Source organism: Streptomyces sp. SL06 (genome assembly GCF_058244745.1).
In genome coordinates this window covers 1,914,272-1,936,673 of record NZ_JBSYOT010000002.1, presented here as the reverse complement: position 1 = coordinate 1,936,673, position 22,402 = coordinate 1,914,272, and the positions used below count along the sequence as shown (strand labels likewise).

Below are 22,402 nucleotides of genomic sequence, written 5' to 3'. Positions count from 1 at the left end.
CGGGGGCGCGCGGAACTCATCGCCGGATCGCGAGTCTCTTCGACGCGTTCTCCGTGCGGTCGGCGTGAGCAGCGCGATCAGCGGGACAGTGGCAGGGACGCCAGTTGCGCGACGATCAGGGTCAGCGGTCCGAACAGAACGACCAGGGCGCCCGCGCGCAGGGCCGCGGCGGCCCGCAGGGTCGACGGGGGCGCGCCCAGCCGCAGCAGGGCGTCCGTGGTGTCGGAACGGGCGTGCTTGGCCTCCACGGCCGCCGTGAGGAGGGTGGCCACCGTGCAGCCGGCCACGAGGAGCGCGCCCAGGGTGCGCAGTGGGCCGAAGACGGCTGCGTCCGTGCCGTTCAGCGTCCCGGCCACGTAGGCCGCGGCGGCCACGGCGCAGACGACGCCGAGGGGGCGGCCGATACGGTGCGACTCCTCCATGAGGACCCGGCCGGCCAGCAGGCGCAGGGCGCCGGGACGGGCGGCCTGGAGCAGGCGCCCGCACAGATGGGTGAGGCCGGGGCCGGCCAGGGCGAGGCCCAGGGCGGTGAGGGCCCAGCCGACGAGGACACCGGCGGAGGGGGTGGCGCCGGGGCCGGTGGCCGCGTCGCCCGCGTAGGTCTCGACGGCGAGGCCCGCGGCGAGCACGGCGACGCCCCAGGGGAGGGCGTTGGCGGGCTGGGCGCGGGCAGCGGTGTCCGGGATCGGCCCGGCGCCGTCCGCCGGTCCCGCGGGCCGGTCGTCGCCCGCGTCGGTAGGGGCCGAGGAGCGGGGGTCGCTCACCCGGGTGCGCAGGGCGCCTCCCGGGGCGGAGGCGTCCTCCGCGTCCGCGCCCTCCCGCTTCGGGCCCCGCTCCAGCGGGGTGACCTCCGCGGCCCCGGTGGGCCGGGAGGGCTCCCCGGTCGCCGTGGCCGGTGCCCAGCGGGCGCCGAAGCGGCCGTAGGCGCCGAAGGTCTCGCGGGCCTTGCCCCAGCCGTACGCGCCGAAACGGCCGTAGCCGCGGGAGGCGTTGAGCAGGGTGGGCCGCGTCTCGCGGGGACGCAGCGTGAACGCGACCGCCCCCGACGCGGCGGCCGGTACGAGGCACAGCAGGGTCAGGACGGCCGGCGCGGGCAGGGAGTGGCCGACGGCCAGGGCGTCGGCCGCGGCGCCCCCGAAGGGCCGGCCCGACAGGTCGCCGCGCAGGTGGAGGAAGAGGAACAGGGCGGCCACCGAGCCGAGGGCGCCGGACAGGGCCGTGGTCGTCGCCGAGACGGCCATCAGGCGGCCCGGCCCCAGGCCCATCGCCGACAGGCCCGAGCGGGGCCGGGTGCCGGGATCGGTGCGGGCCACGGCGACGGCGAGGTACACCGTGGCGGCGAGGGGCGCCGCGCACCAGGCCAGGCGGAGCGCGGAGGCGCCGGACGCGTCCGGGTGGGTCAGCGCGTGGCCGAGGGCGCTCAGCAGCAGGAGGCCCGTGCCCGCCGAGGCCAACGCGACCAGCAGGCGGCGCAGTTGGACGGCGAGGCGGGCGCCGCGGGTCAGGCGGAGAGCGAGCACGCCGCCCGGCCTTCCGTTCCGGAGGCCCCGGCGGCACCCGTGGCCACCGCGGTCTCGGCGAGCGGGGGCAGGTGCACGGTCCGCACCCGCCGCCCGTCCAGCAGCGCCACCGTGCGGTCCGCGAGGGCGGCGGTCTGCGCGTCGTGCGTGGCGAGCAGGACGGTGATGCCGTGCGAGCGGGCCGCCGTGGTGAGCGTCCGCAGCACCTGGGCGCGGTCGGCGCGGTGCAGGGGGGCCGTCGGCTCGTCCGCGAACAGGACCGCGGGGGTGACGGCGAGGGCGCGGGCGATGCAGACGCGCTGCCGCTCGGCCTGCCGGAGTTCGTGCGGGCGCCGGCGTGCCTTGTCGCCGACGTCGAGGCGCTCCAGCCACTCCAGGGCGGCGGTCTTGGCCCGGCGCCGGCCGGTGCCGCGCAGCATGAGGGGCAGGGCGGCGTTCTCCCAGGCGTTCAGCTCCGGGACGAGCGCGGGGGCCGGGTCGATCCAGCCGAAGCGGTCGCGGCGCAGCCGTTCGCGGCTGAGCGGACCCATGGTGTGCACCGGCACGCTGTTGAACCACACCTCGCCGTCCTGCGGCCGGACCAGCCCGGACAGACAGCGCAGCAGCGTGGTCTTGCCGCTGCCGCGCGGGCCGCTCACGGCGAGGATCTCGCCCTCGCGGACGCCGAGCGACACGCCTTGCAGCGCGGGAGAGCCGTCGTGGTGCTGGAAGTGCAGGGCGCGGGCCCAGAGCACGTCGTTGTCCGGCGGAGCCTCCATGGGCGTACACCTCGGTTCTGATCCGTATTTCCCCGGTCATGTCCCCCTTCCGGGGGAACGAAGGCGGGGCCGATCGGTCACTGGGCACGCTAGGCAGTCCTTGGAGGGGGACCGGACAGCACACGGCCCCGGGCCGCCGTGTCTCACTCGAACGGGCGGCGCCGGGGCCGGGGTGATCATCCGAGGGGATGACCGGCGGTCGGGTTCAGAGCTTCGTCCACGCCTCCGTGAGGGTGGCGCGCAGGATCTGCTCGATCTCGTCGAAGGTCTCCTGGTTGGAGATCAGCGGCGGGGCGAGCTGGACGACCGGGTCGCCGCGGTCGTCGGCACGGCAGTACAGGCCGTTCTCGAAGAGCTTCTTGGAGAGGAAGCCGTACAGGACGCGCTCGGTCTCCTCCTCGTCGAAGGACTCCTTGGTGGCCTTGTCCTTGACCAGCTCGATGCCGTAGAAGAAGCCGTTGCCGCGCACGTCGCCGACGATCGGCAGGTCGTGCAGCTTCTCCAGGGTGGCGCGGAAGGCGCCCTCGTTGTCGAGGACGTGCTGGTTGAGGCCCTCGCGCTCGAAGAGGTCGAGGTTGGCGATGCCGACCGCGGCGGAGACGGGGTGGCCGCCGAAGGTGTAGCCGTGCAGGAAGGTGTTGTCGCCCCGGTAGAACGGCTCGGCCAGGCGGTCGGAGATGACGCAGGCGCCGATCGGGGAGTAGCCCGAGGTCATGCCCTTGGCGCAGGTGATCATGTCCGGGACGTAGCCGAACTTGTCGCAGGCGAAGGTCGTGCCCAGCCGGCCGAAGGCGCAGATGACCTCGTCCGAGACGAGCAGCACGTCGTACTGGTCGCAGATCTCGCGCACCCGCTGGAAGTAGCCGGGCGGGGGCGGGAAGCAGCCGCCGGCGTTCTGCACGGGTTCGAGGAAGACGGCCGCGACCGTCTCCGGGCCCTCGAAGAGGATCTGCTGCTCGATCTGGTCGGCGGCCCAGCGGCCGAAGGCCTCGGGGTCGTCGCCGAAGAGCGGGGCGCGGTAGATGTTGGTGTTCGCCACCTTGTGCGCGCCGGGGACCAGCGGCTCGAACGGGGCCTTCAGCGCGGGCAGGCCGGTGATGGACAGGGCGCCCTGCGGGGTGCCGTGGTAGGCGACCGCGCGGGAGATGACCTTGTACTTGGTCGGCTTGCCGGTCAGCTTGAAGTACTGCTTGGCGAGCTTCCAGGCGGTCTCGACCGCCTCGCCGCCGCCGGTGGTGAAGAAGACCTTGTTGAGGTCGCCCGGGGCCTCGTCGGCCAGCCGCTCGGCCAGCTCGACGGCCTTGGGGTGGGCGTAGGACCACACCGGGAAGAAGGCGAGTTCCTGCGCCTGCTTCGCGGCGGCCTCGGCCAGCTCCGTGCGGCCGTGTCCGGCCTGGACCACGAACAGGCCCGCCAGGCCGTCGAGGTAGCGCCTGCCCTTGTCGTCGTAGATGTGGGTGCCCTCGCCGCGGACGATGGTGGGGACGGGGGCGTTCTCGTACGACGACATGCGGGTGAAGTGCATCCACAGGTGGTCGTAGGCGGTCCGGCTGAGATCCTTGGGGCTGTCGCTGCTCACGATTATCGGGTTCCCCACATGTAGGTCTGCTTCTTGAGCTTGAGGTAGACGAAGCTCTCGGTGGAGCGCACTCCGGGGACGGCCCGGATGCGGCGGTTGATGACCTCGAGAAGGTGGTCGTCGTCCTCGCAGACGACTTCCACCATCAGGTCGAAGGAGCCCGCGGTCATCACCACGTACTCGCATTCCGACATGGCCGACAGCGCCTCGGCGGCGGACTCCACGTCGCCCTCCACATTGACCCCGATCATCGCCTGGCGCCGGAAGCCCACGGTGAGCGGGTCCGTGACGGCGACGATCTGCATCACGCCCTGGTCGAGGAGCTTCTGGACGCGCTGGCGCACGGCCGCCTCCGACAGGCCCACGGCCTTGCCGATGGCGGCGTACGGCCGCCGGCCGTCCTCCTGGAGCTGCTCGATGATGGCGAGGGAGACGGCGTCCAACTGGGGTCCGCCGTTCCTGGACTCGCGGGAGTCCTTCTGGTCTGCGCTTCGACTGGCCACGGCATCACTGTGCACGACGTATCGTCAGTTTCGCAAGGTTGTATCGATGAAATTCGTTGTTTGAATCCCCCCAATCTGCGGATTTCGCATCCTAGAAGCGGCCGGGGGTGTTGAAAGCGTCGGGACTCCGTCTAGGGTGGTGTCTCAGGTACTGGACACCCGAACTTGGAGGGCCGGCAGTGAGCACCGAGCTGCGTCGTCTGCGCAACTACATCGACGGTGAGTTCCGGGACGCCGCCGACGGACGGACCACGGAGGTGGTCAACCCCGCCACGGGAGAGGCCTACGCGAGCGCCCCGCTGTCCGGGCAGGCGGACGTGGACGCCGCCATGGCGGCCGCCGCCGCGGCCTTCCCCGCCTGGCGCGACACCACGCCGGCCGAGCGGCAGAAGGCCCTGCTGAAGATCGCGGACGCGTTCGAGGAGCGCGCCGAGGAGCTGATCGCGGCCGAGGTGGAGAACACGGGCAAGCCCGTCGGGCTGACCCGCTCCGAGGAGATCCCGCCGATGGTCGACCAGATCCGCTTCTTCGCGGGCGCGGCACGGATGCTGGAGGGGCGCGGTGCCGGCGAGTACATGGAGGGCCTGACCTCCTTCGTGCGCCGCGAGCCGATCGGTGTCTGCGCCCAGGTTGCGCCGTGGAACTACCCGATGATGATGGCCGTGTGGAAGTTCGCCCCGGCGCTCGCGGCCGGCAACACGGTCGTGCTGAAACCCTCGGACACCACCCCCGCCTCCACGGCCCTGATGGCCGACATCATCGGCTCGATCGTGCCCAGGGGCGTCTTCAACGTCGTCTGCGGCGACCGTGACACCGGCCGTCTGATGGTCGAGCACCCGACCCCGGCGATGGCCTCCATCACCGGCTCCGTGCGGGCCGGCATGGCGGTCGCCGAGTCGGCGGCGAAGGACCTCAAGCGGGTCCACCTGGAGCTGGGCGGCAAGGCCCCGGTCGTCGTCTTCGAGGACACCGACATCCCCAAGGCGGTCGAGGGCATCTCGGTCGCGGGCTACTTCAACGCAGGCCAGGACTGTACGGCGGCCACCCGCGTGCTCGTCCACGAGTCGATCCACGACGAGTTCGTCGCCGCGCTCGCCAAGGCGGCGGCCGAGACCAGGACCGGGCAGCCGGACGACGAGGACGTGCTGTACGGACCGCTCAACAACCCGGACCAGCTCAAGCGGGTCTCCGGGTTCGTCGAGCGCCTGCCCGCCCACGCCAAGGTCGAGGCCGGCGGCCACCGGGTCGGCGAGACGGGCTACTTCTACGCCCCGACCGTCGTCTCCGGCCTCGATCAGGACGACGAGATCATCCAGCAGGAGGTCTTCGGCCCCGTCATCACCGTCCAGGCCTTCCGCGACGAGGACCAGGCGGTCGAGTGGGCCAACGGCGTCCCGTACGCGCTGGCCTCCTCGGTGTGGACCAAGGACCACGGCCGGGCCATGCGGATGTCCAAGAAGCTGGACTTCGGCTGCGTGTGGATCAACACCCACATCCCGCTGGTCGCCGAGATGCCGCACGGCGGCTTCAAGCAGTCCGGCTACGGCAAGGACCTGTCGGCGTACGGCTTCGACGACTACACGCGGATCAAACACGTGATGACGTCGCTGGACGTGTGACGGCGGTCGCGCCGCACGCCTCGCGGCCCCGGACGGTCTCTGCCGTCCGGGGCCGCGGCGCGTGCACCGCGGGCTCTCCCGGTCGACAGGGTGTCGGGCCTGGACGGAGGCGCTCGACGCAGCGTCGATTGTCCCGGGCCGGGTGGACGGGGCATCCTGCGGCCATGCCCTTCCTGCCGAAGACGCCCCCCATGTCCCGCCGGACCCTGCTGCGCGGCCTGGGCGGCTCCGCCGCGCTCGGTGCGCTGGCCGGCTGCGGGGTACCGGCCGCCTACGTCGCGCCCGGAGCCCGCGCCGCGACCGACCGGTCCGCCACCGAACACCGGCTGACCTGGGCGAACTGGCCGCTGTACATCGACACCGACGACAAGCGGCCCAGCCGCCGGCCCACGCTTGAGGCGTTTGAGAAGCGGACGGGCATCTCCGTCGAGTACGTCGAGGAGATCAACGACAACGACGAGTTCTTCGGCAAGATCAGCCCGTCCCTGATGAACCACCAGCCCACCGACCGCGACCTGATCGTCATCAGCGACTGGATGTGCGGGCGGTTCGTCCGGCTCGGCTGGGTGCAGGAGATGGACCGCTCCCGCCAGCCCAACGTCACCAAGTACCTCGACCCGCTGCTGCGGTCGCCCGCCTTCGACCCGGGCCGGAAGTTCACCGTGCCCTGGCAGTCGGGCATCACCGGCATCGCCTACAACCGCCGCCGGCTCGGCCGGGAGGTCCGGCACGTGTCCGACCTGTGGGCGGACGACCTCAAGGGCCGGGTGACGCTGCTCTCCGGCATGGACGAGGCCTTCGCGCTGCTGATGCAGGGCAACGGCGTGGACATCACCGACTGGACGGCGGACGACTTCCACACGATCTGCGACCAGGTGGAGAAGCAGGTCCGCAGGGGTCAGATCCGCCGCTTCACCGGCAACGACTACATCAAGGACCTGGCCGGCGGTGACGTGCTGGCCTGCCAGGCCTACTCCGGTGACGTGATCCAGCTCCAGGCGGACGACCCGGACATCGAGTTCGTCGTCCCGGAGGAGGGCGCCGAGCTGTGGGCGGAGTCCCTGATGATCCCCGACCTGGCCCGCCACAAGGCCAACGCCGAGCTGCTGATCGACCACTACTACCAGCCCGAGGTCGCCGCCGAGCTGGCCGCCTGGGTCAACTACGTCTGCCCGGTCCCCGCCGCCCAGGACGTGCTCGCCTCCTCCGACGACGAGGACACCGCCGCCCTGGCCGAGGACCCGCTGATCTTCCCGGACACGGCGATGCGCAAACGACTCGCGATCGCACGGGACATCGAGGCGGGGGAGCGGACGGAGTTCGCGAAGCGGTGGAACGCGATCGTGGGGGTGTAGTGGGGCGGCCGGGCCGCGGCAGACTGACCCGCGTGACGAATCCAGTGAGTGAGGAAGAGCTGGGGAGCGCGGTCACCCTCGGGTTGCTCGCCGCCTGGGCGCTGCACGACATCGAGGAACTGGCGACCGTGCCGGGCTGGTGGCGGCGCACCCTGCCGTCCCCGCGGGAACGGTTCCCCGCCGTGCCGGAGGCCGTGTGGCGGCGGGCCGCGTCGGTCGACGGGCGGGAGTTCGCGGTGGCGGTCGGGGCGATGGCCGCGATCGTGGCCATCGCGTCCGCCGCGGGCCGGCTGACCGGCGGCCGGTCGGCCGTGTACCAGAGCGCGCTCAACGCCTTCGGCCTGCACGGACTGGTCCACCTCGCACAGGCCGGGCTGGTGCGCGGCTACACGCCCGGGTCGGTGACCTCGCCGCTGATCGTCGTCCCGTTCACGCTCTGGGCCCGCCACCGGCTGCGCCGCGCAGGTCGCCTGCGGGTCGCGCGGGCGCGCGAGATCGCCGTGGGGCTCGGTGTCGCGGGGGCGGCGACCCTTGTGTCGCACGCGGTGGCGCGGCGGCTCGGGTGAGGTGATCCTCTACCGGGGTGGGCCGGTGGCGGCGCGCAGGGCGCACAGTACGTCGACGCGGTTGGTCGTGATCGAGTCGGCGCCCAGGGCGAGCAGGCGGCGCATGGAGCGGCGGGTGTCGGGGGTCCACACGGAGAGCAGGAACCCGTCGCGGTGGACGCGGTCGGCCAGTGCCCGGTCGACCAGTCCGAAGCGGTAGTTGAGCCACCGCGGCCGCACCGCCGCCAGCAGGGCGGGCCGGGGCGGTGCCGACGTTGTCCAGGTCAGGGCGATCTCGGCGCCGGGGTCGGCGGCGCGCACGGCGAGCATGGCGGCGGCGCCCGCGGTGTAGTACACGCGCTCCCGCGCCCCGCACTCGCGGACCACGTCCACGACGCGCCGTACCGTCCGCTCGTCCGGCGTCCCCGGCAGGTCCAGCATCAGCCGGCCGCCCTCCGTCGCGGCCAGCGCCTGCGCGAGCGTGGGCACCCCGCCCGCGGTCAGCTCGCGCACCTCGTCGGCCGTCAGGGAGCGCAGGGGCCGCTCCCGCTCCCACAGCCGCTTCAGCGTCTCGTCGTGCAGCAGGACGGGCACGCCGTCCCGGGTCGGGCGTACGTCGGTCTCCACCGCGTCCGCGCCGCGCTCCAGGGCGGAGCGCAGCGAGTCGAGGGTGTTCTCGCGGTGCCGGTACGGGTCGCCGCGGTGGGCCACGGCGGTCACGTCGCGCAGGGGGTTCATGGTGGGCGGCAACTCTCAGGAGGCGAGCCAGTCGGCGGTGTAGGTGTCGATCTCGGCCTTGATGCGGGCCTTGCCCGGCGCGTCGAGGAAGGACGCCTCGACCCCGTCCCGTGCGAGGGCGGCCAGGCCCCGCTCGTCGAGGCCGAGGAGCCGGGCGGCGACGGCGTACTCGTTGTTCAGGTCGGTGCCGAACATCGGCGGGTCGTCGGAGTTGACGGTCACCAGGACGCCGGCGCGCAGGAACTCCTTGATCGGGTGTTCGTCCAGGTCGCGCACCGCGCGGGTGACGATGTTCGAGGTCGGGCAGACCTCAAGCGGGATCCGCCGCTCGGCGAGGTGCGCCAGCAGCGCGGGGTCCTGGGCGGAGCTGGTGCCGTGTCCGATGCGCTCGGCGCGCAGGTCGGTGAGGGCGTCCCACACCGTCTGCGGGCCGGTGGTCTCGCCGGCGTGCGGGACCGAGTGCAGGCCGGCGGCGATCGCCCGGTCGAAGTACGGCTTGAACTGCGACCGGCCGACCCCGATCTCGGGTCCGCCGAGCCCGAAGGAGACCAGGCCCTCCGGGCGCACCCGGTCCTCGGTGGCGAGCCGTGTCGTCTCCTCCGCCGCCTCAAGACCGGCCTCGCCGGGAATGTCGAAGCACCAGCGCAGTACGGTCCCGAACTCGGCCTCGGCCGCCTTGCGGGCGTCCTCGATCGCCTCCATGAAGGCGTCCTCGTCGATGCCGCGCCGGGTGGAGGAGAACGGGGTGACGGTCAGCTCGGCGTACCGCACCTGCTGCCTGGCCATGTCCCGGGCCACCTCGTAGGTCAGCAGCCGTACGTCCTCCGGGGTGCGGATCAGGTCGACGACGGACAGATACACGTCGATGAAGTGCGCGAAGTCCGTGAACGTGAAGTAGTCGGCCAGGGCCTCGGGGGCGGTGGGGACCTTGGAGTCGGGGTGGCGCGCGGCCAGCTCCGAGACGATGCGCGGGGAGGCGGAGCCGACGTGGTGCACGTGCAGTTCGGCCTTGGGCAGTCCGGCGATGAAGGCGTGCAGGTCGCGCGGGGCGGCGGGGTCGACGAGGTGCTCGGTCATGGGTTCCTCCCCGTAACGGCGCCCCGGGCCGGCGGTGCGGTGGCGGGGTGCGGGTGATCGGCTGATCGGTGGTTCGGGGATCATCGTAGGCGGGTCTCACACCGCGGGGTCCGGCCCCGTAGCATGGCGGGCACGATCGACGCGGGGGGACGGACATGACGGACGCGACACAGCCGGGCGGGGACCCCTCCGGCGGCTACGACCCCTGGGCGCCGCCGGAGACCGGCCCCTCGCTGGACAAGGGCCAGGACGCGGGCCCGGTGCGGCCCCCGTCCGTGCACGACCAGGCCACGATCGCATCGATGCCGGCGGCCGGGTTCGCGGCTCCCGGGCCCGCGGTGCCGCCCCCGCCGGCGGCACCCGGCGGTCCCACCGTCCCGGGCGGTCCCGGCGTCCCCGGCGGGTACGGCTACCCCGCCTACAACCAGGGCTACGGCTGGCCCGGCATCGCGCTGCCTCCGCGCAACGGCACGGGCACCGCGGCGATGGTGCTCGGCATCCTGGCCTGCTGCCTGTTCTGCCTGTACGGCGTGGTCTCCGTGGTGCTCGGTGTCCTCGCCGTGGTCTTCGGGGTCAAGGGCCGCCGGAGGGCCGAGCGCGGCGAGGCCACCAACCACGGGCAGGCGCAGGCCGGCTTCGTCATGGGCATCATCGGCATCGTGCTCGGTGTCGCGGTGATCGCCCTGATCGCCGTCGGGATCACCATCGCGAGCAACGAGGACTCGGGCTACGACGAGGGCTACTACGGCGCCGCGCGCCCGGCGCCGGTCTCCGTGGCCGCGCGGAGCTGACCGCTCCCCCCTCTCCCCTCTCCCCGGTCCCCGGTTCCCTTCGCGGCCCCCGCTCTCCGCAGGCCGATGCCCCACGCCCGGTCCGCCTGTTGAGCGCGGATACGGGTGCTTCGGCGTGCGGGTCTCGTCATGGCTCGGGCGCGCTTCCCCGCGCCCCGCCGCCCTTTCCCGGCATCGCGAACGCGCCCATGCACGTGAGTCCGGCACGCGCCACGGACAGTCCGTCCGTCCTTTTCCGTGGCGGCTCGACATCTGGTCGACAGATTCCGTCGCGTAACCAAATGGCAACAACGGAATCCCTTGTTGGAGGCCTAGTGCTCTGTCAGGATCGGCACTCACATCGAGCCTGAGCCACGCCGGCCCCCATCACGGGGAGACCGAGGAGAGCGACATGCACAACCCGGGCAACGCCGTCCCAGCCGCCCAGGTCCGTTTCCCGGCCCGGGAGCGCTTCGCGGACGGGGCGCAGTACATCGCGGGCCGCCTGACGAAGGGCACCTCGGGACGGACGCACACCGTCGTCGACCCGGCGACCGGCGAGGACGTTCCTCACCTATGAGCCGGCAGGTCCGGACGACGTTGACGCGGCCGTCGCCGCCGCGCGGGAGGCGTTCCCCGGCTGGGCCGGCGCCACCCCGGGCGAGCGCTCCGACGCCCTGCACCGGTTCGCCGAGGTGCTCGCCGGGCACGCCGAGGACTTCGCCCGCGCGGAGTCGCTGCAGTGCGGGAAGCCGCTGAAGCTGACCCGTGAGTTCGACGTGCCGGGCACGGTCGACAACGCGGCCTTCTTCGCCGGTGCCGCCCGGCATCTCCAGGGCCAGTCGGCGGGGGAGTACTCCGGCGACCACACCTCGTACGTGCGGCGCGAGCCGATCGGTGTCGTCGGGTCGATCGCCCCCTGGAACTACCCGCTCCAGATGGCCGCCTGGAAGATCCTCCCGGCGATCGCCGCGGGCAACACCATCGTGCTGAAGCCCGCCGAGATCACCCCGCTGACCTCCCTGATGTTCGCCCAGGCCGCCACCGAGGCCGGCCTGCCCGACGGCGTGGTCAACATCGTCAGCGGCACCGGACGCGATGCGGGCGAGCACCTCGTCGGCCACCCCGATGTCGCCATGACCTCCTTCACCGGCTCCACCGCCGTCGGCAAGCGCGTCGCCGAGGTCGCCATCGCCACCGTCAAGCGCCTCCATCTGGAGCTGGGCGGCAAGGCGCCCTTCCTCGTCTTCGACGACGCCGACCTCGACGCGGCCGTGCACGGCGCGGTCGCGGGCGCGCTCATCAACACCGGCCAGGACTGCACGGCCGCCACCCGCGCGTATGTGCAGCGGCCCCTGTACGAGGCGTTCGTCGAGCGGACCGCCGCCCTCATGGACACCGTCCGCGTCGGCGACCCCTTCGCCCCCGGCACCGACCTCGGCCCACTGGTCAGCCACGCCCAGCGCGAGCGCGTGGCCGGGTTCGTCGACCGGGCCCGCTCCTACGCGCGCGTGGTGACCGGCGGCGAGGCACCGCGGGGCGGTCTCGCGGACGGCGCCTACTACCGGCCCACCCTCATCGCGGACGCCGCCCAGGACAGCGAGATCGTCCAGTGCGAGGTCTTCGGACCCGTCCTGGTCGTCCTGCCCTTCGACACCGACGACGAGGGCATCCGGCTGGCCAACGACACGCCGTACGGGCTCGCCGCCTCCGCCTGGAGCCGGGACGTGTACCGGGCGAACCGCGCCACCCGCGAGATCGGGGCGGGCTGCGTGTGGATCAACGACCACATCCCGATCATCAGCGAGATGCCGCACGGCGGGTACCGGGCGTCCGGCTTCGGCAAGGACATGTCCGTCTACTCCTTCGAGGAGTACACCCAGGTCAAGCACGTCATGTTCGACAACACCGCGGTGGCGGCCAAGGACTGGCACCGCACCGTCTTCGGGGACCGATAGCCATCACGCCAGGCCGCCGACCACGGCCGACCCACCCGAAAGGGCAACCACGCGCATGGAGCAGTACGAGCCAGACCCCCTGTCCCCGGCCCGCGCGGCCGCCGTGCGGCGCAGTCTCACCAACGGCAGGGCGGCCCTCACCCGGCGTTCACTGCTGCGCGCCTCCACGGGCGGCGCGCTCGCCCTCGGCGGACTCGGGGCGCTGAGCGGCTGCGGCATCCCGGCGGCCGGCAAGACCGAGGGCGGTGTCTCCGCCGACGACCGGTCGGAGAAGGAGAAGAGCGTCTCCTTCTCCAACTGGACCGAGTACATGGACGTCGACGAGAGCGGCCGGCGGCACCCGACCCTGGACGCGTTCACCAAGCGCACCGGGATCAAGGTCGCGTACACGGAGGACATCAACGACAACAGCGAGTTCTTCGGCAAGATCCAGCCGCAGCTCGCCGCGGACCAGGAGACCGGCCGGGACATCGTCGTGCTCACCGACTGGCTGGCCGCCCGGCTGATCCGCCTCGGGTGGGTCCAGAAACTCGACCCGGCCAACCTGCCGCACGCCTTCGCCAACCTGTCGCCGCAGTTCCGCAACCCGGACTGGGACCCGGGCCGCGCCTACTCCTACCCCTGGCAGGGCATCTCGGCCGTCATCGCCTTCAACAAGAAGGCCCTGGACGGCATCGAGGTGAAGACGCTCTCCGACCTGCTCGACAACCCGAAGCTCAAGGGACGCGTCGGCTTCCTCACCGAGATGCGCGACTCCATCGGCATGACGCTGCTCGACATGGGCAAGGACCCGGCCCGCTTCTCCGACGACGACTACGACGCGGCGATCGCCCGTGTGCAAAGGGGCGTCGACCGCGGCCAGATCCGCCGCTTCACCGGCAACGACTACACCTCCGACCTCACCAAGGGCGACATCGCCGCCTGTCTGGCCTGGGCCGGGGACGTTGTCCAGCTCAAGGCGGACAACCCGGACGTGGACTTCGTCATCCCGGACAGCGGATACATCACGTCCAGCGACAACATGCTGATCCCCAACAAGGCACGGCACAAGACGAACGCGGAACGGCTCATCGACTACTACTACGAGCCGGGCCCGGCCGCGGAACTCGCCGCCTACATCAACTTCGTCTGTCCCGTGGACGGTGTGAAGGACCATCTGGCGAAGATCGACGAGGACGCGGCGAACAACCCGCTGATCATTCCCGACAAGGCCATGCAGGCCCGGTCCCACGCCTTCCGCTCACTGAGCCCGAAGGAAGAGACGGCCTACGAAGAGAAGTTCGCGAAGCTCACTGGGGCGTGACGACGATGACGACGAATACGACGAAGAGCCAGGCAGACGCGACGGACCGCGGCGGCGACGTCCGCCTCGCCGGCATCAGCAAGACCTACGGCTCCTTCACCGCCGTGCACCCGCTCGACCTGACCGTGCCGCAGGGCTCCTTCTTCGCCCTGCTCGGCGCCTCCGGCTGCGGCAAGACGACGACCCTGCGCATGATCGCCGGACTGGAGGAGCCCAGCGCGGGCACCGTCCATCTCGGCGACCAGGACGTGACCGCCCTGCCGCCGTACAAGCGGCCGGTGAACACGGTCTTCCAGTCCTACGCCCTCTTCCCGCACCTCGACATCTTCGAGAACGTCGCCTTCGGCCTGCGCCGGCGCGGCATCAAGTCGGTCAAGAAGCAGGTCGGCGAGATGCTCGACCTCGTCCAGCTCGGCGAGCAGGCGCGCAAGAAGCCGCACCAGCTCTCCGGCGGCCAGCAGCAGCGCGTCGCGGTCGCCCGCGCCCTGATCAACCACCCCAGGGTGCTGCTCCTGGACGAACCGCTCGGCGCCCTCGACCTCAAGCTGCGCCGCCAGATGCAGCTGGAACTCAAGCGCATCCAGACCGAGGTCGGCATCACCTTCGTGCACGTCACGCACGACCAGGAGGAGGCCATGACGATGGCCGACCGGGTCGCCGTGATGAACGCGGGCCGCGTCGAACAACTCGGCTCGCCCGCCGACCTGTACGAGAATCCGCAGACCACCTTCACCGCCAACTTCCTGGGCACCTCCAACCTCATCGAGGCCGAGGTCGACACCCGCAGCGGCGACGACATCGTGGTGAAGGCGGGCGGCGGCAAGCTGGTCCTGCCCGGCGCCCGATGTTCCGCGCCGACCCGGGCCGGCGGCAAGGTACTGGTCGGCGTGCGGCCCGAGAAGATCGGCCTCACCCACGCGGACGACGCGGGCTCCGTCCCGGAGGGCCGCAACCGGGTCACCGGCACGATCTCCAACACCAGTTTCATCGGCGTCTCCACCCAGTACGTCGTCGACTGCGCGGTCTGCCCCGAGTTCGAGGTCTACGCCCAGAACATCGACCGCGACGCCCGCCTGGTGCCCGGCGCCGAGGTCGTCCTGCACTGGAACCCGGCGCACACCTTCGGCCTGGACGCGGCCCAGGACATCGACGCGGGCGTGGCCGAGGAAGAGGCCGCCTGATGTCCACCCTCACCGAGGCGCCACCGCCGCTCTCGCCGACCGCGCCGGAGACGAAGCCCCCGCGCAAAAGGGGCCGCTGGACGCCGTACTGGCTGCTGCTGCCCGGCATCCTGTGGCTGGTCGTCTTCTTCGTGGCGCCCATGGTCTACCAGGCCTCCACGTCCGTGCAGACGGGCTCGCTGGAGGAGGGCTACAAGGTCACCTGGCACTTCGTCACCTACTGGGACGCGGTGTCCGAGTACTGGCCGCAGTTCCTGCGCTCGGTCGCCTACGCGGCCTCCGCGACCGTGCTGTGCCTGCTGCTCGGCTATCCGCTCGCCTACCTGATCGCCTTCCGGGCGGGCCGCTGGCGCAACCTGATCATGATCCTGGTCATCGCGCCCTTCTTCACCAGCTTCCTGATCCGCACCCTGGCCTGGAAGACGATCCTCGCGGACGGCGGACCGGTCGTCGGCGCCCTGAACACGCTGCACGTCCTGGACGTGACCGGCTGGCTCGGCTGGACGTCCGGCGACCGGGTGCTGGCCACGCCGCTCGCGGTGGTCTGCGGTCTGACGTACAACTTCCTGCCCTTCATGATCCTGCCGCTGTACACCTCGCTCGAGCGCATCGACGGACGGCTGCACGAGGCGGCGGGAGACCTGTACGCGAAGCCCTCCACGGTCTTCCGCAAGATCACCTTCCCGCTGTCGATGCCGGGCGTCGTCTCCGGGACGCTGCTCACCTTCATCCCGGCGACCGGCGACTACGTCAACGCCTCCCTGCTCGGCTCGGCCGACACCGGAATGATCGGCAACGTGATCCAGTCGCAGTTCCTCCGGGTCCTCGACTATCCGACGGCGGCGGCACTCTCCTTCGTCCTGATGGCCGCGATTCTCGCCATGGTCACCTTCTACATCCGCAAGTCCGGGACGGAGGAGCTGGTTTAAAATGACCTTCGTCAAATTCGTCAGATGGTTCAGGCGCAATCTGGTCGTGATCGCCGGACTGCTGACGCTCGCCTATCTCCTGCTGCCCAATGTCGTGGTCACGGTGTTCTCGTTCAACAAACCGAACGGGCGCTTCAACTACGAGTGGCAGAGATTCTCCACGGACGCCTGGAAGGACCCGTGCGGCGTCGCCGGGCTGTGCGGCTCCCTCTCGCTCAGCCTCCAGATCGCCCTCTGGGCGACCCTGGGCGCCACCGCGCTCGGCACGGCGATCGCCTTCGCGCTGGTGCGCTACCGCTTCCGCGCGCGCGGCGCGATCAACTCGCTGATCTTCCTGCCGATGGCGATGCCCGAGGTCGTGATGGCCGCCTCGCTGCTCACCCTGTTCCTCAACATGGGTGCCCGGCTGGGCTTCTGGACGATCCTGATCGCCCACATCATGTTCTGCCTCAGCTTCGTGGTGACGGCCGTCAAGGCCCGTGTGATGTCGATGGACCCCCGCCTCGAACAGGCGGCGCAGGATCTGTACGCCGGTCCCTTCCAGACCTTCGTCCGGGTCACGCTGCCCATCGCGGCCCCCGGGATCGCGGCCGGCGCGCTGCTCGCCTTCGCGCTCTCCTTCGACGATTTCATCATCACGAATTTCAACGCGGGTTCCACCGTCACCTTCCCCATGTTCGTCTGGGGATCGGCACAGCGCGGTACGCCCGTTCAGATCAATGTCATCGGTACGGCCATGTTCGTCGTCGCCGTACTGTTCGTTCTGGCCGCCATGGCCGTCGGCAACCGCCGAAATCGCCGCAAGGCGTAGTGCATCGCGTACCGCATTCGTAGGGAGTTGAAATCATGGCCCCGAGCGCCATGAGTCGCGGCAACGACTGGACGAAATCCCTTTCCGACGCCCAGCCGGTCCCGTACTGGCTGGACGACCCCGGCCGCCCCCGCCCCCGGCCCGCCCTCACCGGCGCGCAGAGCTGCGACCTGCTGGTCGTCGGCGGCGGCTACAGCGGGCTGTGGACCGCACTGATCGCCAAGGAGCGCGATCCGGACCGGGACGTGGTGCTCCTGGAGGGCCGCGAGGTGGGCTGGGCCGCCTCCGGCCGCAACGGAGGCTTCTGCGCCGCCTCCCTCACCCACGGCCTGTCCAACGGCCTCACCCGCTGGCCGGACGAGATCCACCGGCTGGAGGAGCTGGGCGCCCGCAACCTCGACGCGATCGAGGAGGCGGTCGCCCGCCACGGTCTCGACTGCGAGTTCGAGCGCACCGGCGAGATCGACGTTGCCACCGAGGACTACCAGGCCCGGGAACTGGCGGACTGGTACGAGGAGATCAGCGCCAAGGGCCTCGCCGACGGCGTCGAGTACCTGGACGCCGGGGCCGTGCGCGAGCAGGTCGACTCACCGACGTTCCGCGCGGGGCTGTGGGACCGCCGGGGCGTGGCCATGGTCAACCCCGCCAAACTCGTCTGGGGCCTCAAGCGCGCCTGCCTCGCCCTCGGCGTCCGCGTCTACGAGCACACCCCGGCGCTCACGCTGCGGCCCCACGGCGCCGGCATGGCCGTACGCACCCCGTACGGCGGGGTCCGGGCCCGCACCGTCGCGCTCGGCACCAACGTCTTCCCGAACCTGGTCCGCCGGGTGCGCCCGTACACCGTCCCGGTCTACGACTACGCCCTGATGACCGAGCCGCTGACCGACGCGCAGCTCGCCTCGGTCGGCTGGCGCGGCCGGCAGGGCCTCGGGGACAGCGCCAACCAGTTCCACTACTTCCGGCTCTCCGCCGACAACCGGATCCTGTGGGGCGGATACGACGCCGTCTACCCCTACGGCGGCCGGGTGCGCGCCGAGCACGACGAGCGCCCCGAGACCTACGCCAGGCTCGCCGGGCACTTCTTCACCTGCTTCCCGCAGCTGGAGGGCGTGCGCTTCACGCACGCCTGGGGCGGCGCGATCGACACCTGCTCCCGCTTCTCGGCGTTCTTCGGCACCGCGCACCGGGGCCGGGTCGCCTACGCGGCCGGGTACACCGGGCTCGGTGTGGGCGCCACCCGGTTCGGCGCCGAGGTGATGCTCGACCTGCTGGCGGGGGAGCGCACCGAGCGCACCGCACTGGAGATGGTCCGAAAAAAGCCCCTGCCGTTCCCGCCCGAGCCCTTCGCCTGGACCGGCATCGCGCTGACCAAGTGGTCGCTGGCCCGCGCGGACGCGCACGACGGCCGGCGCAACCTGTGGCTGCGCACGATGGACAGGCTGGGGCTGGGCTTCGACAGCTGAGTGCGGCCGGGCCGCGCCCCCTGTGACCCGGTTCACTCCAACGAGTCATCGCAACCCGCGTAATGCGGGCGGGGGCACCTCCCTCTCCCTTGTGACGCACCCCGCGTCACCGAGTGAAAGGGAGGTCTTCACATGCCTGGCGCGAAGACGGCGGTCGGGTGGCTGGCATCCGTCGCACCGGATCCCGAGTCCTGCCGGCGGGAGTGGGAGCGCGATCCTTCGACGGTCGCGCTGCTGCCCGCGGGCAAGGCCTGGGACGTGCTCATCCTGCCGAGCAGGCTCGGCTATCCGACCCTCGACGTGCTGTCCCGTGTCCTGGACCAACCCGGCCCGGTGCTCGCCGACTTCGGCGACTCGCGCACGGGCTTCTTCGTGCCGCCCGGCACGGCGGCCCGCTGGCTGGGCACCGGCATCCGGACGGCCGGACTCGGCACCTGGATCGTGGTGCCGTACCCGGGCGGTCCGTCCGCCGGCGGCACCCGCTGGCTGATCCCGCCGGACGGGAGCGGCACCCTCACCGATCCGTCGCTCCTGGAACTCGCGATGCACGAGGCGGCGGCGGCCCTGGCGGGGGAGGGGAGCGAGTGGTGAGAGGCACGAGGGGTTGACAACAGAATTGGTCTGGACCAAATTGGGCGCGCTCCACCCTCCCCATCTCCCCCATGCCCGGAGGCACTTGTGGAACGCTCCAGACCACTCGCCCGTCGCCCCCTCGTCGCGCTGCTGACCGCCGCGGCTCTCGCCGCGTGCGGCACGACCGCGCTCACGTCGGCCGCCCGTGCGGCCGACGCGGACCTCGCGGGCACCGCCCCGCGCACCGGCTCCTCCGCCGGCGCCGGAGCCTCGGACCTGCCGGCCCACGCCCTGGTCGGCTACCTCCACGCCAGTTTCGCCAACGGCTCCGGCTACACCCGCGTGGCCGACGTGCCCGACAGCTGGGACGTCATCGACCTGGCCTTCGGCGAGCCGACCTCGGTCACCTCCGGAGACATCCGCTTCGAGCGCTGCCCGGTCACCGAGTGCCCGGACGTGGAGAGCGACGCCGAGTTCAAGGCGGCGATCAAGGCCAAGCAGGCGGCCGGCAAGAAGGTGCTGGTCTCCATCGGCGGCCAGAACGGGCAGGTGCAGCTGACCACGGTGGCGGCCCGCGACACCTTCGTCTCCTCCGTCTCGAAGATCATCGACGAGTACGGCCTGGACGGCCTCGACATCGACTTCGAGGGGCACTCGCTCTCGCTCGACGCCGACGACACGGACTTCAAGAACCCCAAGACGCCCGTGGTCGTCAACCTCGTCTCGGCCGTGAAGAGCCTCAAGGCCCGGTACGGCGACGGCTTCGTGCTGACCATGGCCCCGGAGACCTTCTTCGTCCAGCTCGGCCACCAGTACTACGGCACCGGCCCGTGGGGCGGCCAGGACCCGCGCGCCGGGGCCTACCTCCCCGTCATCCACGCCCTGCGCGACGACCTCACCCTGCTGCACGTCCAGGACTACAACTCGGGCCCGATCATGGGCCTGGACGGCCAGTACCACTCCATGGGCGGCGCCGACTTCCACATCGCCATGACCGACATGCTGCTCACCGGCTTCCCCGTCGCCGGCGACCCGGACAACGTCTTCCCGGCGCTGCGCCCCGACCAGGTGGCGATCGGCATGCCGGCCTCCACCAACGCGGGCAACGGCCACGTCGCCCCGGCCGAGGTCACCAAGACCCTGGACTGCCTGACCAGGAAGACCGACTGCGGCTCGTACGAGACCCACGGCACCTGGCCGGACCTGCGCGGCCTGATGACCTGGTCGATCAACTGGGACCGGTACGGGAACTGGGAGTTCCGGGACAACTTCGACGCGTACTTCCGCTGACCGGCCGCGGCACCCGGCGGGCCGCCAGCGCCACCCCGGCCAGCAGCACCGTCCCCAGGCACCAGCTGGCCACCACGTCCAGCGGCCAGTGGTAGCCCCGGCGCATCAGCCCGTAGGAGGTGCCGAGGACCAGGGCCGCGCAGAGCAGGACGAGCGCGCGGCGGGCGGCCGGCGAGCGCAGCGGCCCGAGGAGCAGCAGCGTCGCCGCGCCGTACGCGACGAGGGCCGTGGCGGTGTGTCCGGAGGGGTAGTAGCCGACGGCCGGGGGCACGGCCGGTGTGCCGGGGCGCTCGGTCCACTCCTTCAGCGGGACGACCAGCACCGGCACCAGCACCATCGCCAGGGCCCCGGCGAGGGGCGGCAGCCACCAGCGGTCCGTGCCCGCGGCGCGCCCGCGCCACGCGATGTACCCCAGCGCGACGGCGAGTACGGGCACGGCCACCTGCACATTGCCGAGGCCGGCCAGCAGCTCGGAGGACCGGTCGGGGTGGACCAGCGCCCCGCTCAGCCGTTCGTCCACCCCGATCAGCGGGCCGTCGGCGACGACCTGCCAGGTGATCAGCGCGAAGAGGAGGACGGGAAGCCCGAGCAGCAGCATGCCCGACAGCTTGGCAAACACACACCGAAGGGCCGACACAAGGGGGGAGTGTGTCGGCCCTTCGGTGAACCGCCGTCCCGGGTGCCGGGGCGGCCGTCCTGACCGGAACGCCGCGCGCCCCGGGGGGTTTGGGGCGGGCGACCGTCCGATCGGTGAGGAGACCCGGAACCCGAGGGCTCCGGTTGTGCGCGAGGCACGACCAGGTCGAAGCTGGGGAAGCCCCGGCCTGTGAGGGGTCCGCCCACAGTCCCCTGTGGGCGGGGTGCATCTCTCATCTGCGTAGAACCTACGGCAGGGGTCGCGCTCAGGACAGGGCCATCGGCGTCCCGACATCCACCCCGCACACCTTCTTCACACGCCCCGCCGGTCGCCCCGCCGGCCGTGCCGATCGCGGCTCGGACGCGCGTTCGGCGACCGCGTACCCGCTTGGGCGCGTGCTTGCGCGCGGGCCGGCTCAGATGCGGGTGAAGCCCTGCTCGATGATGTCGAGCCCCTCGTTCAGCAGGTCCTCGCCGATGACCAGCGGGGGCAGGAAACGCAGCACGTTGCCGTAGGTGCCGCAGGTCAGGACCAGCAGGCCCGCCTGGTGGCAGGCCCCGGCGAGCGCGGCGGTCGACTCGGGGTCCGGCTCCTTGGTGGCGCGGTCCTTGACCAGCTCGATCGCGATCATCGCGCCGCGGCCCCGCACGTCGCCGATCACGTCGAACTTCTCCGCCATGGCGGACAGACGGGACTTCATGATCGCCCCGATGTTATTCGCCCTGGCGTTGAGGTCCAGCTCCTTCATCGTCTCGATGGCACCGAGCGCGCCCGCGCAGGCCACCGGGTTGCCGCCGTAGGTGCCGCCGAGGCCGCCGGAGTGCGGGGCGTCCATGATCTCGGCGCGGCCGGTGACCGCGGCCAGCGGCAGACCGCCCGCGATGCCCTTCGCCGTCGTGATCAGGTCGGGGACGATGCCCTCGTCCTCGCAAGCGAACCACTGGCCGGTACGGCAGAAACCGGACTGGATCTCGTCGGCGACGAAGACGATGCCGTTGTCCTCGGCGAACCGGCTGAGCGCGGGCAGGAAGCCCTTGGCCGGCTCGATGAAGCCGCCCTCGCCGAGCACCGGCTCGATGACGATCGCGGCCACGTTGCCGGCGCCGACCTGCTTGGTGATCTGGTCGATCGCCTGCGCGGCGGCCTCCGCACCGGCGTTCTGCGCACCGGTCGGCCAGCGGTAGCCGTAGGCGACCGGGACGCGGTACACCTCGGGCGCGAAGGGGCCGAAGCCCTGCTTGTACGGCATGTTCTTCGAGGTCAGCGCCATCGTGAGGTTGGTACGGCCGTGGTAGCCGTGGTCGAAGACGACGACCGCCTGCCGCCCGGTGTAGGACCGCGCGATCTTGACGGCGTTCTCGACGGCCTCGGCGCCGCTGTTGAACAGGGCCGACTTCTTGGCGTGGTCGCCCGGCGTCAGCTCGGCCAGCGCCTCGGCGACGGCGACGTAACCCTCGTACGGCGTCACCATGAAACAGGTGTGGGTGAAGTCGGCGAGCTGTGCGGAGGCCCTGCGGACGACGGCCTCGGCGGAGGCGCCGACGGAGGTCACCGCGATGCCGGAACCGAAGTCGATCAGACGGTTGCCGTCGACGTCCTCGACGACACCGCCGCCCGCGCGGGTGACGAAGACCGGCAGCGTGGAGCCCACACCCTGCGCCACCACGGCCGTACGGCGGTCCTGAAGCTCCCGCGACTTCGGGCCGGGGATGGCGGTGACGACGCGGCGCTCCTGCGGAAGTGCGGTCATGAGGGCTCCTGGGTCTTGCGGGATCTGCGGGATCATACGGACG

The 22,402-nt window shown here is 71.7% G+C and carries 18 protein-coding genes and 2 pseudogenes; 12 read left to right on the top strand and 8 right to left on the bottom strand.

The genetic code is table 11. From position 1 onward, the window contains the following. Positions 1-77: 77 nt before the first annotated feature. The 4 genes from AC4IHM_RS08600 to AC4IHM_RS08585 all read right to left on the bottom strand — a co-directional run bounded on the left by AC4IHM_RS08600 (position 78) and on the right by AC4IHM_RS08585 (position 4,375). Positions 78-1,520: a hypothetical protein gene (locus AC4IHM_RS08600; protein ID WP_490866484.1), complete on the bottom strand. Its 1,443-nt coding sequence runs from the start codon at positions 1,518-1,520 to the stop codon at positions 78-80. Then, the gene (locus AC4IHM_RS08595) at positions 1,502-2,278 is read right to left on the bottom strand and encodes an ABC transporter ATP-binding protein (protein ID WP_490866483.1); all 777 of its coding nucleotides are present in this window, start codon (positions 2,276-2,278) and stop codon (positions 1,502-1,504) included. Before AC4IHM_RS08595 ends, AC4IHM_RS08600 begins: the two co-directional genes overlap by 19 nt. 205 nt (positions 2,279-2,483) lie before the next feature. Next, entirely contained in the window at positions 2,484-3,857 is a 1,374-nt protein-coding gene (locus AC4IHM_RS08590; RefSeq protein WP_490866482.1) for an aspartate aminotransferase family protein, read from the bottom strand. A gap of 2 nt (positions 3,858-3,859) precedes the next feature. Beyond that, complete coding sequence (locus AC4IHM_RS08585) at positions 3,860-4,375, bottom strand: Lrp/AsnC family transcriptional regulator (protein WP_490866481.1); 516 nt, start codon at positions 4,373-4,375, stop codon at positions 3,860-3,862. Positions 4,376-4,539: 164 nt separating this feature from the next. Between AC4IHM_RS08585 and AC4IHM_RS08580 the strand changes: the two genes are divergently transcribed. The 3 genes from AC4IHM_RS08580 (at position 4,540) to AC4IHM_RS08570 (ending at position 7,900) form a co-directional block, all read left to right on the top strand. Next, positions 4,540-5,979 carry a gamma-aminobutyraldehyde dehydrogenase gene (locus AC4IHM_RS08580; protein ID WP_490866480.1) on the top strand — a complete coding sequence of 480 codons (1,440 nt, stop codon included), beginning with the start codon at positions 4,540-4,542 and terminating at the stop codon, positions 5,977-5,979. 164 nt (positions 5,980-6,143) lie between these two features. Further along, positions 6,144-7,334 (top strand): ABC transporter substrate-binding protein, encoded by a 1,191-nt coding sequence (locus AC4IHM_RS08575; protein ID WP_490866479.1) that lies wholly within the window; start codon positions 6,144-6,146, stop codon positions 7,332-7,334. A 32-nt stretch (positions 7,335-7,366) separates the two neighbouring features. Next, on the top strand, positions 7,367-7,900 hold the full coding sequence (locus tag AC4IHM_RS08570; protein WP_490866478.1) for an HXXEE domain-containing protein: 534 nt from the start codon (positions 7,367-7,369) through the stop codon (positions 7,898-7,900). Positions 7,901-7,909: 9 nt separating this feature from the next. Here AC4IHM_RS08570 and AC4IHM_RS08565 read toward each other — a convergent pair whose 3' ends face one another. Together AC4IHM_RS08565 and AC4IHM_RS08560 are read right to left on the bottom strand one after the other, a co-directional pair. Continuing rightward, positions 7,910-8,617 (bottom strand): glycerophosphodiester phosphodiesterase, encoded by a 708-nt coding sequence (locus AC4IHM_RS08565; protein WP_490866477.1) that lies wholly within the window; start codon positions 8,615-8,617, stop codon positions 7,910-7,912. Positions 8,618-8,632: 15 nt separating this feature from the next. After that, on the bottom strand, positions 8,633-9,694 hold the full coding sequence (locus AC4IHM_RS08560; RefSeq protein WP_490866476.1) for an adenosine deaminase: 1,062 nt from the start codon (positions 9,692-9,694) through the stop codon (positions 8,633-8,635). Between the two features lie 155 nt (positions 9,695-9,849). On the opposite strand from AC4IHM_RS08560, the gene AC4IHM_RS08555 reads away from it, so the two are divergent. The 9 genes and pseudogenes from AC4IHM_RS08555 to AC4IHM_RS08515 all read left to right on the top strand — a co-directional run. Beyond that, entirely contained in the window at positions 9,850-10,485 is a 636-nt protein-coding gene (locus tag AC4IHM_RS08555) for a DUF4190 domain-containing protein (RefSeq protein WP_490866475.1), read from the top strand. A 391-nt stretch (positions 10,486-10,876) separates the two neighbouring features. Further along, positions 10,877-12,422 (top strand): annotated as a pseudogene (locus tag AC4IHM_RS08550) (gamma-aminobutyraldehyde dehydrogenase). Between the two features lie 55 nt (positions 12,423-12,477). Further along, complete coding sequence (locus AC4IHM_RS08545) at positions 12,478-13,725, top strand: polyamine ABC transporter substrate-binding protein (RefSeq protein WP_490866474.1); 1,248 nt, start codon at positions 12,478-12,480, stop codon at positions 13,723-13,725. Between the two features lie 5 nt (positions 13,726-13,730). After that, positions 13,731-14,906 (top strand): ABC transporter ATP-binding protein, encoded by a 1,176-nt coding sequence (locus AC4IHM_RS08540; protein ID WP_490866473.1) that lies wholly within the window; start codon positions 13,731-13,733, stop codon positions 14,904-14,906. Beyond that, complete coding sequence (locus AC4IHM_RS08535; protein ID WP_490866472.1) at positions 14,906-15,835, top strand: ABC transporter permease; 930 nt, start codon at positions 14,906-14,908, stop codon at positions 15,833-15,835. Before AC4IHM_RS08540 ends, AC4IHM_RS08535 begins: the two co-directional genes overlap by 1 nt. A 1-nt stretch (position 15,836) precedes the next feature. Continuing rightward, positions 15,837-16,646 (top strand): ABC transporter permease, encoded by an 810-nt coding sequence (locus tag AC4IHM_RS08530; RefSeq protein ID WP_490866471.1) that lies wholly within the window; start codon positions 15,837-15,839, stop codon positions 16,644-16,646. Positions 16,647-16,681: 35 nt separating this feature from the next. Next, a complete protein-coding gene (locus AC4IHM_RS08525; protein WP_490866470.1) occupies positions 16,682-18,109 on the top strand; it encodes an NAD(P)/FAD-dependent oxidoreductase in 1,428 nt (475 codons plus the stop codon). Positions 18,110-18,241: 132 nt separating this feature from the next. Beyond that, positions 18,242-18,700 carry a hypothetical protein gene (locus tag AC4IHM_RS08520; RefSeq protein WP_490866469.1) on the top strand — a complete coding sequence of 153 codons (459 nt, stop codon included), beginning with the start codon at positions 18,242-18,244 and terminating at the stop codon, positions 18,698-18,700. A 240-nt stretch (positions 18,701-18,940) separates the two neighbouring features. Further along, positions 18,941-19,972 (top strand): annotated as a pseudogene (locus tag AC4IHM_RS08515) (chitinase); the annotation flags it as partial. On the opposite strand, the gene AC4IHM_RS08510 reads toward AC4IHM_RS08515, so the two are convergent. Both AC4IHM_RS08510 and gabT read right to left on the bottom strand, forming a co-directional pair. Further along, on the bottom strand, positions 19,911-20,570 hold the full coding sequence (locus AC4IHM_RS08510) for a phosphatase PAP2 family protein (protein WP_490870787.1): 660 nt from the start codon (positions 20,568-20,570) through the stop codon (positions 19,911-19,913). The pseudogene AC4IHM_RS08515 and the gene AC4IHM_RS08510 sit on opposite strands and share 62 nt — an antisense overlap. Before the next feature lie 454 nt (positions 20,571-21,024). Further along, complete coding sequence (gabT, locus tag AC4IHM_RS08505) at positions 21,025-22,359, bottom strand: 4-aminobutyrate--2-oxoglutarate transaminase (protein ID WP_490866468.1); 1,335 nt, start codon at positions 22,357-22,359, stop codon at positions 21,025-21,027. Positions 22,360-22,402: the final 43 nt, after the last annotated feature.